Annotated in this window: 11 protein-coding genes; 9 read left to right on the top strand and 2 right to left on the bottom strand. The window is 62.2% G+C overall.

What is annotated here, in order from left to right:
• Positions 1 to 14: 14 nt before the first annotated feature.
• Positions 15 to 1,952, bottom strand: a complete 1,938-nt coding sequence (dnaK, locus tag ACP15W_RS16445) for a molecular chaperone DnaK (RefSeq protein ID WP_424934006.1) — start codon at positions 1,950 to 1,952, stop codon at positions 15 to 17.
• Positions 1,953 to 2,135: 183 nt separating this feature from the next.
• Between dnaK and ACP15W_RS16450 the strand changes: the two genes are divergently transcribed.
• A complete protein-coding gene (locus ACP15W_RS16450; protein WP_424934007.1) occupies positions 2,136 to 2,735 on the top strand; it encodes an alpha-ketoglutarate-dependent dioxygenase AlkB family protein in 600 nt (199 codons plus the stop codon).
• Here ACP15W_RS16450 and ACP15W_RS16455 read toward each other — a convergent pair.
• On the bottom strand, positions 2,707 to 3,510 hold the full coding sequence (locus tag ACP15W_RS16455; RefSeq protein ID WP_424934008.1) for a DeoR/GlpR family DNA-binding transcription regulator: 804 nt from the start codon (positions 3,508 to 3,510) through the stop codon (positions 2,707 to 2,709). The genes ACP15W_RS16450 and ACP15W_RS16455 overlap by 29 nt on opposite strands.
• A 295-nt stretch (positions 3,511 to 3,805) precedes the next feature.
• Here ACP15W_RS16455 and glpD point away from each other — a divergent pair, with 295 nt between their 5' ends.
• The 8 genes from glpD (at position 3,806) to glpK (ending at position 13,066) form a co-directional block, all read left to right on the top strand.
• Positions 3,806 to 5,410 (top strand): glycerol-3-phosphate dehydrogenase, encoded by a 1,605-nt coding sequence (gene glpD, locus ACP15W_RS16460; RefSeq protein ID WP_424934009.1) that lies wholly within the window; start codon positions 3,806 to 3,808, stop codon positions 5,408 to 5,410.
• Between the two features lie 66 nt (positions 5,411 to 5,476).
• Entirely contained in the window at positions 5,477 to 6,565 is a 1,089-nt protein-coding gene (locus tag ACP15W_RS16465) for an ABC transporter ATP-binding protein (protein ID WP_424934010.1), read from the top strand.
• Positions 6,566 to 6,575: 10 nt separating this feature from the next.
• Positions 6,576 to 7,676 carry an ABC transporter ATP-binding protein gene (locus ACP15W_RS16470; protein ID WP_424934011.1) on the top strand — a complete coding sequence of 367 codons (1,101 nt, stop codon included), beginning with the start codon at positions 6,576 to 6,578 and terminating at the stop codon, positions 7,674 to 7,676.
• Entirely contained in the window at positions 7,676 to 8,548 is an 873-nt protein-coding gene (locus ACP15W_RS16475) for a carbohydrate ABC transporter permease (protein ID WP_424934012.1), read from the top strand. Before ACP15W_RS16470 ends, ACP15W_RS16475 begins: the two co-directional genes overlap by 1 nt.
• Complete coding sequence (locus ACP15W_RS16480) at positions 8,548 to 9,399, top strand: carbohydrate ABC transporter permease (RefSeq protein WP_424934013.1); 852 nt, start codon at positions 8,548 to 8,550, stop codon at positions 9,397 to 9,399. The genes ACP15W_RS16475 and ACP15W_RS16480 overlap by 1 nt, the downstream gene beginning before the upstream one ends.
• 18 nt (positions 9,400 to 9,417) lie before the next feature.
• Positions 9,418 to 9,690 carry a DUF2160 domain-containing protein gene (locus ACP15W_RS16485; protein ID WP_424934014.1) on the top strand — a complete coding sequence of 91 codons (273 nt, stop codon included), beginning with the start codon at positions 9,418 to 9,420 and terminating at the stop codon, positions 9,688 to 9,690.
• Between the two features lie 60 nt (positions 9,691 to 9,750).
• Complete coding sequence (locus tag ACP15W_RS16490; RefSeq protein ID WP_424934015.1) at positions 9,751 to 11,478, top strand: extracellular solute-binding protein; 1,728 nt, start codon at positions 9,751 to 9,753, stop codon at positions 11,476 to 11,478.
• 97 nt (positions 11,479 to 11,575) lie between these two features.
• Positions 11,576 to 13,066, top strand: coding sequence for a glycerol kinase GlpK (glpK, locus tag ACP15W_RS16495; RefSeq protein WP_424934016.1), 1,491 nt, complete (start codon positions 11,576 to 11,578; stop codon positions 13,064 to 13,066).
• The last annotated feature ends 25 nt before the right edge of the window (positions 13,067 to 13,091 follow it).

Below are 13,091 nucleotides of genomic sequence, written 5' to 3' on the forward strand. Positions count from 1 at the left end.
CCAGGTCAAAGGGTTCAGGACTTCTTGTCGTCCTTGCCGATATCCTCGAAATCGGCATCGACGATGTCGTCGTCAGCCTTGTCAGTGGATGCGGCCGGCTCGGCTTCCATGCCGTCGCCCCCCTCTGCGGCGGCCATCTCTTCGGCCTGAGCCTTGTAGATCGCTTCACCGAGCTTCATCGAGGCTTCGGTCACATCCTGGATGCGTGCCTTGATGGCTTCCGGCTCGTCCTTCTCCATCGTTTCCTTGAGCGCCTTGATCGACAGCTCAATGGCTTCGATGGTGGTCGGGTCGACCTTGTCGCCGTGATCCTGAATCGACTTTTCGGTGCCGTGGATGAGGCTTTCGGCCTGGTTCCGGGCCTCGACCAGCTCGCGGCGCGCCTTGTCGGCTTCCGCGTTCTCCTCGGCTTCCTTGACCATCTTCTCGATGTCGTCGTCGGACAGACCGCCCGAAGCCTGGATCGTGATCTTCTGCTCCTTGTTGGTGCCTTTGTCCTTCGCGGAAACGGACACGATGCCGTTTGCGTCGATGTCGAAGGTCACCTCGATCTGCGGCACGCCGCGCGGGGCAGGGGGAATCTGCTCGAGGTTGAACTGGCCAAGCATCTTGTTGTCGGCCGCCATCTCGCGCTCACCCTGGAAGACCCGGATGGTCACGGCATTCTGGTTGTCTTCCGCCGTGGAGAAGATCTGGCTCTTCTTCGTCGGGATCGTGGTGTTGCGGTCGATCAGACGGGTGAAGACACCGCCCAGCGTCTCGATGCCGAGCGAAAGCGGCGTGACGTCGAGCAGAACCACGTCCTTCACGTCGCCCTGAAGCACGCCGGCCTGGATCGCAGCACCCATCGCCACGACTTCATCGGGGTTCACGCCCTTGTGCGGCTCCTTGCCGAAGAACTTCGTGACCTCTTCGATCACCTTCGGCATGCGGGTCATGCCGCCAACGAGAACCACTTCGTCGATCTCGGACTTGGAGACGCCCGCATCCTTGAGCGCGGCAGCGCAGGGCTTCATGGAGCGCGCGATCAGGTCTGCGACGATGCTTTCGAGCTTGGCACGGGTCAGCTTGAGCACGAGGTGCAGCGGCTGGTGCGTCTTCGGGTCCATCGAGATGAACGGCTGGTTGATCTCGGTCTGGGACGAGGAGGACAGCTCGATCTTGGCCTTTTCCGCAGCTTCCTTGAGCCGTTGAAGCGCCATCTTGTCCTTCGTCAGGTCAACGCCGTTCTCTTTCTTGAACTCGTTGGCGAGGTATTCGACGATCCGCATGTCGAAGTCTTCACCGCCGAGGAACGTGTCGCCGTTCGTGGACTTCACCTCGAAGAGGCCTTCGTCGATCTCGAGGATCGAGATATCGAACGTGCCGCCGCCAAGGTCATAGACCGCGATGGTCTTGGAACCTTCCTTGTCGAGGCCATAGGCCAGTGCGGCCGCGGTGGGCTCGTTGATGATGCGCAGGACTTCGAGGCCCGCGATCTTGCCCGCGTCCTTGGTCGCCTGACGCTGGGCGTCGTTGAAGTAGGCCGGAACCGTGATGACCGCCTGGGTCACGTTCTCGCCGAGATAGCTTTCGGCGGTTTCCTTCATCTTCTGGAGCGTGAAGGCCGAGACCTGGCTGGGGGAATACTTCTCGCCCTTCGCTTCGAGCCAGGCATCCCCGTTGGGGCCCGAGACGATCTTGTAGGGGACCATCTCCTTGTCCTTTGCCACGGTCGGGTCGTCATAACGACGACCGATCAGGCGCTTGACGGCGAAGAGGGTGTTCTCGGAGTTGGTGACGGCCTGACGCTTGGCGGACTGGCCAACGAGGCGCTCGTCGTCGGTGAAGGCTACGATCGACGGGGTCGTGCGCGCACCTTCCGAGTTCTCGATGACTCGCGGCTGGCTGCCGTCCATAATGGCAACGCAGGAGTTCGTCGTACCGAGGTCAATACCGATGACTTTCGACATTTATGTTCCTTCCTTTCGGCGATTACTCAGGGCAGGTCCGGGACAGGCCCCCGCCCCTCATCCCTCTCCAACGCCTCACAAATCCGTGTGAGCGCTGGATTTGCAGGTATATAGGTGCCGATCCTTTGGCCTGCAACCAGTCCGATGCCGAGCAATTGGGCTTTTTCGAGGAAGTGTTCCGGGATGCTGATCAATCATCAGGGATTCGAGATCCACAAGGCGTATCTGGATGAGGCTGCGCAGGCCGGACTCGTCGAGGATATCCGCAAGGTCTCGGAGCAGGCACCGTTGTTTTCACCCGAGACACGCTGGGGAAAGAAAATGAGCGTGCGCATGACTTCGGCCGGGCGCTACGGCTGGTTCAGCGACCGGTCGGGCTATCGTTACATCGAACGTCATCCGTCAGGGAGCCACTGGCCGCCGATCCCCGAAAGCGTGCTCGCAATCTGGCGCACCCTCTGCTCCCCGCAGCGCGACCCGGATTGCTGTCTTGTGAATTTCTATGGCGAGACGGCAAAGATGGGTCTTCATCAGGACAAGGATGAGAAGGAGTTTTCCTGGCCCGTCCTGTCCATCAGCCTCGGGGACCCCGGGCGCTTTCGCATGGGAGGGCAGGAGCGGGGCGGCAAGACCCATGCGGTCGTTCTGGAGAGCGGCGATGTGGTGGTGATGGGCGGAGAGGCCCGTCTCGCCTATCATGGAATCGACCGGATCTACTTCGGCCGGTCCACTCTCCTGCCCAAGGGCGGGCGGATCAATCTGACGCTTCGGGTGGTGGATTGAAGCTGCCGTTCTCCGGCTCGGCCACATGCACCTCCGTTCCCCAGGCAAGGCAGAGTTCGGCGAGTTTCGGTGTTACCGGGCAATCGGTGAAGAAGTGATCGATGTCGCGCAGCGAGGCGATCTGCGCCGGGGCCGTCCGCTGGAACTTGGTCGCATCCGCCACCAGGCAGGTCCGCCGCGCCCGCTGGATGATCAGGCGGCTCACCCCGACTTCCTGAATGTCGAAATCCAGAAGGTCCCCGTCTTCGTCGAGCGCCGAACAGCCGATCACCGCGAAGTCGAACTTGAACTGTTCGATTGCCTGCAAAGTCAGTGTGCCGACGAGGCCGCCATCCGCACGGCGCAGCGATCCCCCGGCCACGATGGTTTCGCAGTTTCGGTTCTCGCGCAAAATGTTGGCGACGTTGATGTTGTTCGTGACCACCAGCAGTCCGTGGTGGCGAAGCAGCGCCCGCGCGACTTCCTCCGTGCTCGTGCCGATATTGAGAAAGATCGAGCAGTTGTCGGGGATGATCTCCGCGCAGGCCCGTGCAATCGCGGCCTTTGCCCCTGCAGCCAGGTCGCGCCGGAATTCATAGCCCATGTTGCTGACGCTGGAGGGCAGGATCGCCCCGCCATGCACCCGCTCCAGCTTGCCGGAATTCGCAAGTTCCGCGAGGTCGCGTCGGATGGTCTGGACCGTGACGCCGAAACGCTCGGCCAGATCGTCCACCGTGACCTTTCCCTCCCTGCGGGCGACTTCGAGGATGTCGGGATGGCGGAACGTCTGGGACATCTGGCAAGGTATCCGGCTTCTCGGTGAGGGGAATCCCACCTCAGGGGCGCTGAGCGCGATCACAATCGAAAACAACCGAACGCTATCCGCCGATCATGGCCCATGACAAGGGGGTGAAGCATCAGTTCTGGGCCGATCTGGCGCCGATCCGCGGAAAATCGCACGTTCCTTTCGCAGTTGCAGCGCTCCCTTCGGCAGAAGCGAAGCGCGCGAACATTCCTAAACGAACACAAAAGAAAATATGTTGACAGAACTCGCGCATTCGTATTTCGTATTTACCAAGGGGAGGACAAACATGCACGAAAAAGCGGATGCTGATGCCGTCAGCGACCTGATCGTCATTGGGGGCGGGATCAATGGCTGCGGGATAGCCCGCGATGCCGTGGGGCGGGGCCTCTCGGTCACGCTGCTCGAGATGAACGATCTCGCGTCCGCCACGTCCTCTGCATCCACCAAGCTCTTTCATGGCGGGCTGCGCTATCTCGAATATTTCGAGTTCCGGCTCGTGCGTGAGGCCCTGATCGAGCGTGAAACCCTGCTTCGCGCGATGCCGCATATCTCGTGGCCGATGCGCTTCGTTCTGCCGTACCACCCATCGATGCGGTTCGAGAGCGAGACGCCCACGTCGCGCCTGCTCAACATCTTCATGCCCTGGATGAAGGGGCGCCGCCCGGCCTGGCTCATCCGGTTCGGTCTTTTTCTCTATGATCACCTCGGCGGCCGGAAGATCCTTCCCGGAACTTCCAGCGTCGATCTGCGCAACGGCCCGGAGGGCGCGCCGCTCAAGTCGAAGTTCGAGCGCGCCTACGAGTATTCCGACTGCTGGGTCGAGGATTCCCGGCTGGTTGCTCTCAATGCTCGCGATGCCGCGGTCCGCGGTGCCGAGGTTCTGACTCGCTCCAAGCTCGTTGCGGCCCGATGCGACGATGGTGTGTGGACCGTCACCGTCGAAGACACCGAAACGGGCGAGCAGCGTGAGCGCAAGGCGAAGATGCTGGTCAATGCCGGCGGACCTTGGGTGGCCGACATCATCAGCGGCAAGCTCTCACGGAATTCGGGCGAGAAGGTCCGCCTCGTGCGCGGCAGTCATATCGTGACCCGCAGGCTTTTTGATCATGGCAAGTGTTATTTTTTCCAAGGCACCGATGGCCGCATCATCTTCGCAATTCCCTACGAGACGGATTTCACCCTGATCGGAACGACGGACCGCGAGCATTCGGATCCGTTCGAGACGCCGGTTTGCACCGATGCCGAGCGGGACTACCTGCTGAAATTTGCGTCCGAGTATTTCGAAAAGCCGATCACCGCCGATGAAGTCGTCTGGTCCTATTCCGGTGTGCGCCCGCTCTACGATGATGGCGCCAAATCCGCGACGGCTGCTACCCGCGATTACGTGCTTCGGCTCGACCAGAGCGCGGGCGCGCCGGTGCTCAACGTCTTCGGCGGAAAGATCACCACCTATCGCCGACTTGCCGAAAGTGCGCTTGAGAAGATCGGCGAGAGCTTCCCGAACCTCAAGGGTCCCTGGACTGCCGGTGTGCCGCTTCCGGGCGGCGACTTCCCGGTAGACGGTTTCGATGCACTGGTGGCCGAGCTTTCTGCGTCCTTTCCGTTCCTGACCGACCGCTGGGCAAGACGTCTTGCCCGCGCCTACGGGACCGAAGCGCGTGACATTCTGGGCGAAGCCGGGGCTGCCGCCGATCTGGGTGAGGATTTCGGAGCCACGCTGACGGAAGCCGAGGTTCGCTGGCTCATGACGCGTGAGTTCGCACGATCCGCAGAGGATGTAGTCTGGCGCCGCTCCAAGCTCGGTCTGCGCCTCGACGTGGACCAGATCGCCCACCTTGACCAATGGATGAAGACGCAGAAGGAGAATCTGTCGTCCGCCGCAGCGGAATAGCGGTCTGCCAGCGCAAAACGCGCCAAGGCGAGAAGATAGGAACAAGAACAGAGGAGGAAACGCTCAATGACATTGACGCTCGACGGCGTAACGAAGGTCGTCCAGGGACAAACGCATATCTACCCGACGAGCCTGACGTTGGAAAAGGGCACGATGAACGTGCTGCTCGGGCCGACTTTGTCGGGCAAGACCTCGCTGATGCGTCTCATGGCGGGGCTCGATGTCCCGCAATCGGGCAAGGTGATCTGGAACGGGGAAGACGTGACCGGGATGCGCGTGCAGGAGCGTGGCGTCGCCATGGTCTACCAGCAGTTCATCAACTACCCCTCCATGACCGTCTACGACAACATCGCCTCGCCCATGCGCCTGCTGGGCAAGCCGAAATCGGAGATCGACGAGGCGGTCAGACGCGCAGCCGACCTGATGAAGCTCGGCCCCATGCTCGACCGCAAGCCGCTCGAGCTTTCGGGTGGCCAGCAGCAGCGCTGCGCCCTTGCCCGCGCTCTGGTGAAGGATGCCGGTCTCGTTCTGCTCGACGAACCGCTTGCCAATCTCGATTACAAGCTGCGCGAGGAATTGCGCGTCGAGATCCCGAAGATCTTCGAGGCCTCCGGCTCCATCTTCGTCTATGCCACCACGGAACCCGAAGAAGCCCTGCTTCTGGGCGGCAACACCGCAACGCTCTGGGAAGGCCGCGTTACCCAGTTCGGCCCGACCGCGCAGGTCTATCGCAAGCCGGTCGATTCCACGACCGCGCGGGTCTTCTCCGATCCGCCGATGAACTTCCTGAAGATCTCCAAGGCGGGCAGCCGCCTGCTCTTCGGAGACGGCCAGTCCGCTGAAGCCAGGGGGGCGCTCGCCAACCTTCCCGATGGTCGCTACACCGCCGGATTCCGGCCCAATCACGTGGAGCTCGAGCAGCACACGGCCGACGCCATGGCGTTCCGAACCAGGCTCGCCGTGTTCGAGATCACCGGCTCGGAAACCTTCGTCCATCTCGATCACCACGGCGAACGCTGGGTCGGCCTGATCCACGGTGTGCGCGATCTGGATATCGGCTCCGACCTGACCGTCTATCTCGATCCGTCGCATGTCTACACATTCGCCGAAGATGGCGCGCTGGTCGCACCGGCCGCCTATGCGCAGGCGGCTTGAGGAGAAGCGCATGGCAAAGATCACTCTCGACAACCTCGCCCATTCCTACAAGCCGAACCCGGCGGGCGAAGACGACTACGCGCTCAAGGAACTCAACCATGTCTGGGCGGATGGCGAAGCCTATGCGCTGCTCGGGTCCTCGGGCTGTGGCAAGTCGACGCTGCTCAACATCATTTCGGGCCTGCTGCAGCCGAGCCGTGGCCGCATCCTTTTCGACGACAACGACGTGACCCATGCGCCGACGGCCGAACGCAACATCGCGCAGGTCTTCCAGTTCCCGGTGGTCTACGACACCATGAGCGTGCGCGACAATCTCGCCTTCCCGCTGCGCAACCGTGGTCGGGACGAGGCCTATGTCGCGGCCCGCGTCCAGGAAATCGCGCAGATGATCGGCATGGAAGCCGAGCTCGACCGCAAGGCGCGCGGTCTCACCGCCGATGCCAAGCAGAAGATCAGCCTTGGTCGGGGCATGGTCCGCAAGGACGTGAACGCGCTCCTCTTTGACGAGCCTCTGACCGTGATCGACCCGCATATGAAATGGGCGCTGCGCACCCAGCTCAAGTCACTGCACCACCAGTTCGGTCACACGATGATCTACGTTACGCATGATCAGACCGAGGCGCTCACCTTCGCGGACAAGGTCGTGGTCATGTATGACGGTCGCGTGGTGCAGATCGGCACGCCTCAGGAGCTTTTCGAGAAACCGGCCCACACCTTTGTCGGCTATTTCATCGGCTCGCCGGGCATGAACCTTCTTCCGGCCCGCGTCGAGGGTGACAGGGCCATCGTCGAGGGCTCGGAAGTCCGGCTTGGCGGCGGCTACAGCGCGCTTTCCGGCAAGGTCGAGATCGGTGTGCGCCCCGAATTCGTCCGCCTCACCTCCGGTGAAGGCCTGCCGGTCCGCATCCGTCGTGTCGAGGACGTGGGTCGCCACAAGATTGTGCGCGCCGAAGCGTTTGGCAAGGAAATCAACATCATCGCAGCCGAGGGAGAGAGCATCGGCCCGGACATGACCCGTGCCACCTTCGATCCGGCGCACGTCAATGTCTATGCCGACGACTGGCTCGTCGAACCCCGGAATACCACCACGCCGGTCGAGGAGGCCGCCTGATGGAAAAGACAGTCAACCAGAAGGCCTGGTTCCTCGTTCTCCCGGTCCTCATCCTCGTCGCCTTCTCGGCCGTTATCCCGCTCATGACGGTGGTCAACTACTCCGTGCAGGACACCTTCGGAAACAACGTGTTCTTCTGGGCCGGTCTCGAATGGTTCGAGGAAATGCTATCGAGCGACCGGATGTGGGATGCGCTCGGGCGTCAGGCGGTGTTCTCCGCGATCATTCTCGCCATCGAGGTTCCGCTCGGCATTCTCGTAGCCCTCAGCATGCCCAAGAAGGGCGTATGGGCCTCGGCCTGTCTTGTGCTCATGGCACTGCCTCTGCTCATTCCGTGGAACGTGGTCGGAACGATCTGGCAGATCTTCGGCCGCGAGGATATCGGCCTTCTGGGCTACATCCTCAATGCGCTCAACGTCGACTACAACTACACCCAGGGCTATTTCGCCGCCTGGATCACCGTCATCGTGATGGATGTCTGGCATTGGACCTCGCTTGTCGCGCTTCTCGCCTATGCCGGCCTCCAGTCGATCCCGGATGCCTATTATCAGGCCGCGAAGATCGACCAGGCCAGCCGCTGGAAGGTGTTCCGCTACATCGAACTGCCCAAGATGCAGGGCGTGCTCATGATCGCGATCCTGCTGCGTTTCATGGACAGTTTCATGATCTACACCGAGCCATTCGTCGTCACGGGCGGTGGACCGGGCAACGCGACCACCTTCCTTTCCATCGACCTCGTGAAGATGGCCCTCGGGCAGTTCGACCTCGGACCGGCCGCCGCCTTCTCACTGATGTATTTCCTCGTGATCCTGCTGATCTCCTGGGTGTTCTACACCGTGATGACCAATCTCGAAAAAAGGGATGGCGTGTGATGGCTGAACTGACCGAAACCGCCCCGCAAACACGCAGCCGCAGCCTGCCGCGCGTCAATACGAGTGCCGTGGTGATGGTGCTCTACCTGCTCTTCCTGCTTCTGCCGATCTACTGGCTGATCAACATGAGCCTGAAGACCAACGCGGAGATCCTCGGTTCCTTCTCGCTCTGGCCGCGTGATCTCACCTTTCAAAACTACGCCACGATCCTCACCGACCCGGCCTGGTACATGGGCTATGTGAACTCGCTGATCTACGTGGTCATGAACACGGTCATCTCGCTCGCCGTGGCGCTCCCGGCGGCTTATGCCTTCTCGCGCTATCACTTCATGGGCGACAAGCACCTGTTCTTCTGGCTGCTGACCAACCGCATGGCCCCGCCAGCTGTCTTCGCACTGCCCTTCTTCCAGCTCTACTCGTCGGTCGGACTGTTCGACACGCATATCGCGGTTGCGCTGGCGCACTGCCTCTTCAACGTTCCGCTGGCAGTCTGGATCCTCGAAGGGTTCATGCGCGGCGTGCCGAAGGAAATCGACGAGACCGCCTATATCGACGGCTATTCCTTCGGGCGCTTCTTTGTGAAGATCTTCATGCCTCTGATCGCCTCCGGCATCGGTGTCGCGGCCTTCTTCTGTTTCATGTTCTCGTGGGTCGAGCTGCTGCTTTCGCGGACACTGACCTCCGTGGATGCGAAGCCCATCGCCGCCACCATGACGCGCACGGTCTCGGCTTCCGGGCTCGACTGGGGTGTTCTTGCCGCGGCGGGTGTGCTCACCATCGTGCCCGGCGCACTCGTGATCTATTTCGTCCGCAACTACATCGCCAAGGGCTTCGCCCTCGGGCGGGTCTGAGAAAGAGGGAGAAGACATATGGCATGGATGGCATGGACCTGGCCGACCGCGATCTTCTTCATCGTGATCGCAAGCCTTCTCGCGCTCTTCACCGTTCTCGCGATTCGGCGCCCGGAAACGCCGCGGATGGGCATTCTCCAAATCGAGACCACCCGCGGGGACCGGCTTTTCATCACGCTGCTCGGCTCGGCTTTCATCAACCTGGCGTGGCTAGGCGTGGGCGTCGGCCCGCAATGGATCGCGCTCATCATCTGCGCGGCCTATGCGGCGGCGGTCTTTCGATGGGTCTAGGCGGGTACTGATCCCGCCTGCCAACAGAACAACAAGGTTCATACACAGGGAGAAAACGAAATGAACCCAGTCCTAAAATCAACCACGGCGATGGGCTTGGCACTTGCCATGCTCTCGGCGCCTGCCTTTGCGGGCATGGAGGAGGCGACCGAGTTTCTCGACAGCGAGATCAACGGCGTCTCTGTGCTCTCCCGCGAGGAGCAGGACGCGGAGATGCAGTGGTTCATCGACGCCGCCGAACCGTTCCAGGGTATGGACATTCGCGTCGTCTCCGAAACGATCACCACGCACGAATATGAGTCGAAGGTGCTCGCACCGGCGTTCACGGCAATCACCGGCATCAATGTCACCCATGACCTGATCGGCGAAGGCGATGTCGTCGAGAAGCTCCAGACCCAGATGCAGTCGGGCGAGAACATCTACGACGCCTACATCAACGACAGCGATCTGATCGGCACCCACTGGCGCTACCAGCAGGCCCGCAACCTGACCGACTGGATGGAAGGCGAAGGCGCTGATGTCACCAATCCGGGGCTCGACCTCGAGGATTTCATCGGGATTTCCTTCACTACCGGCCCGGATGGCAAGCTCTACCAGCTTCCCGACCAGCAGTTCGCGAACCTCTACTGGTTCCGCTACGACTGGTTCACCGATCCGAAGAACATGGAGGATTTCCAGTCCGAGTATGGCTACGAGCTCGGCGTGCCGGTCAACTGGTCGGCTTATGAGGACATCGCGGAGTTCTTCACCGGTCGCGATCTGAGCCATCTCGATGTCTCGGGCGATGTCTATGGCAACATGGACTACGGCAAGAAGGACCCGTCCCTCGGCTGGCGTTACACCGATGCGTGGATGTCCATGGCCGGCATGGGCGACACGGGCGAGCCGAACGGCCTGCCGGTCGATGAATGGGGCATCCGGGTCAACGAGAACTCGCAGCCCGTCGGATCCTGCGTCGCCCGCGGCGGTGCCACCAATTCGCCCGCGGCCGTCTATGCCGTGACCAAGGCGATCGAATGGCTCCAGAAGTATTCGCCGCCCACCGCCGCCGGCATGACCTTCTCCGAGGCCGGCCCGGTCCCGGCACAGGGTCAGATCGCCCAGCAGATGTTCTGGTACACCGCCTTCACCGCCGACATGGTGGGCGATGGGGCTGATGCGGTGCTCAACGAGGACGGCACGCCGAAATGGCGCATGGCGCCCAGCCCGCACGGTGTCTATTGGGAAGAAGGCATGAAGGTCGGCTACCAGGACGCTGGCTCCTGGACGCTGATGGAATCGACCCCGGTGGACCGCGCCAAGGCCGCCTGGCTCTACGCGCAGTTCGTGACCTCCAAGACGGTGGACCTCAAGAAGTCCGATGTCGGTCTCACCTTCATCCGCGAGTCGACCATCAATTCGGATCACTTCACCGAACGCGCCCACAAGCTCGGCGGTCTGGTCGAGTTCTACCGCTCGCCGGCCCGCACGCAGTGGTCGCCGACCGGCACGAACGTTCCCGACTACCCCAAGCTCGCGCAGCTCTGGTGGCAGAATATCGGTGACGCGATGTCGGGCGCGAAGTCGCCGCAGGAAGCCCTCGATGGCCTGTGCGCCGACCAGGAGCGCGTGCTAGAGCGCCTCGAGCGCGCCGGCGTTCAGGGCGATATCGGTCCGAAGATGAACGAGGAGATGGACCCCGAGCACTGGCTGTCCCAGCCCGGCGCCCCGAAGGCCCTCCTCGAGAACGAGGACGAAGAGCCGATCACCGTCTCCTATGACGAGTTGATCGAATCCTGGAACAACTGATCCAGGCAAGACACCAGCTTGCGCGCGCGCTCCGGCCCTGCGCGCAGGCCACCACACAACGAAAAGACTGACGACCACGCATTAGGGGGCGGAAACGATGGGCCATATTCTCGCCATCGACCAGGGAACGACGTCAAGCCGGGCCATCATCTTCGATGCGTCGATGCAGATCACTGCCAGCGCGCAGGAAGAGTTTCCCCAGCACTACCCTTCGAGCGGCTGGGTGGAGCATGACCCCGAAGATCTCTGGTCCTCGACCATCCGCACCTGCCGCGAGGCCATCGAGAAAGCCGGCCTGAGCGCCTCCGACATCGCGGCCATCGGCATCACCAACCAGCGCGAAACGGCCCTCGTCTGGGAGCGCTCGACCGGCAAACCGATCCACAACGCCATCGTCTGGCAGGACCGCCGCACCGCGGAAATCTGTCGCGAGCTGCATGACGCCGGCAACGAGGAAACCGTCGCGGGCATCACCGGCCTCCTGCTCGACCCCTACTTCTCGGGCACCAAGGTCAAATGGATCCTCGACACCGTCGAGGGCGCGCGCGAACGGGCCAAGGCCGGCGAACTGCTCTTCGGCACGGTCGACAGCTACCTGATCTGGCACCTCACCGGCGGCACGGTCCACGCGACCGATGCGACCAACGCCTGCCGCACCATGCTCTACGACATCCGCGAAGGGTGCTGGAGCGAAACGATCTGCGACATGCTCGGCATCCCCCTCTCCATGCTGCCGGAGGTCCGCGACAGCGCAGCCGATTTCGGCAAGACCCGCTCCGATCTCTTCGGCACGGAAATCCCCATTCTCGGTGTTGCCGGTGACCAGCAGGCCGCCACGGTCGGCCAGGCCTGCTTCAAGCCCGGCATGCTCAAGAGCACCTATGGCACCGGGTGCTTCGCGCTCCTCAACACGGGCGAGACCCCGATCACATCGGGGCACAGGCTTCTCACGACCATCGCGTATCAGCTCGATGGCACACCCACCTATGCGCTCGAGGGGTCGATCTTCGTCGCTGGCGCCGTCGTGCAATGGCTCCGCGACTCACTCAAGCTCGTTCCCGATGCCGCAGGGTCCCAGACCCTGGCCGAGACCGCCGATCCGAGCCAGGAGGTCCTGCTCGTGCCCGCGTTCACCGGCCTAGGCGCACCGCACTGGGACCCGAATGCCCGAGGCGCGATGTTCGGCCTCACGCGGAATACTGGCCCTGCGGAGTTCGCTCGTGCCGCACTCGAAAGTGTGGGATATCAGACCCGCGATCTGCTCGAAGCGATGCATGCCGACTGGGAAGAAGCCGACGGTGGCCCCACCCTGCGCGTCGATGGCGGGATGAGTGCCTCGGACTACGCCATGCAGTTCCTTGCCGACATCCTGGGTGCTCCCGTGGATCGCCCGCGTATTACCGAAACCACCGCGCTCGGTGCCGCCTGGCTTGCGGGAATGAAGGCTGGAACCTATCCGGGAATGAAGGAGTTCTCGGAGAACTGGGTGCTCGACCGCGAGTTCAAACCTCAGGTTTCACAGGCCGAGATCGACCGGAAATACGCCCGCTGGAAAACCGCCGTCGAGGCCGTGCGCAGCGTCGGATGATCAGGACCGCGGGCCAGCATCAGCC

Origin of the sequence: Amaricoccus macauensis (assembly GCF_049800915.1) — a bacterium.
Taxonomy (GTDB): Bacteria; Pseudomonadota; Alphaproteobacteria; order Rhodobacterales; family Rhodobacteraceae; genus Amaricoccus; species Amaricoccus macauensis_A.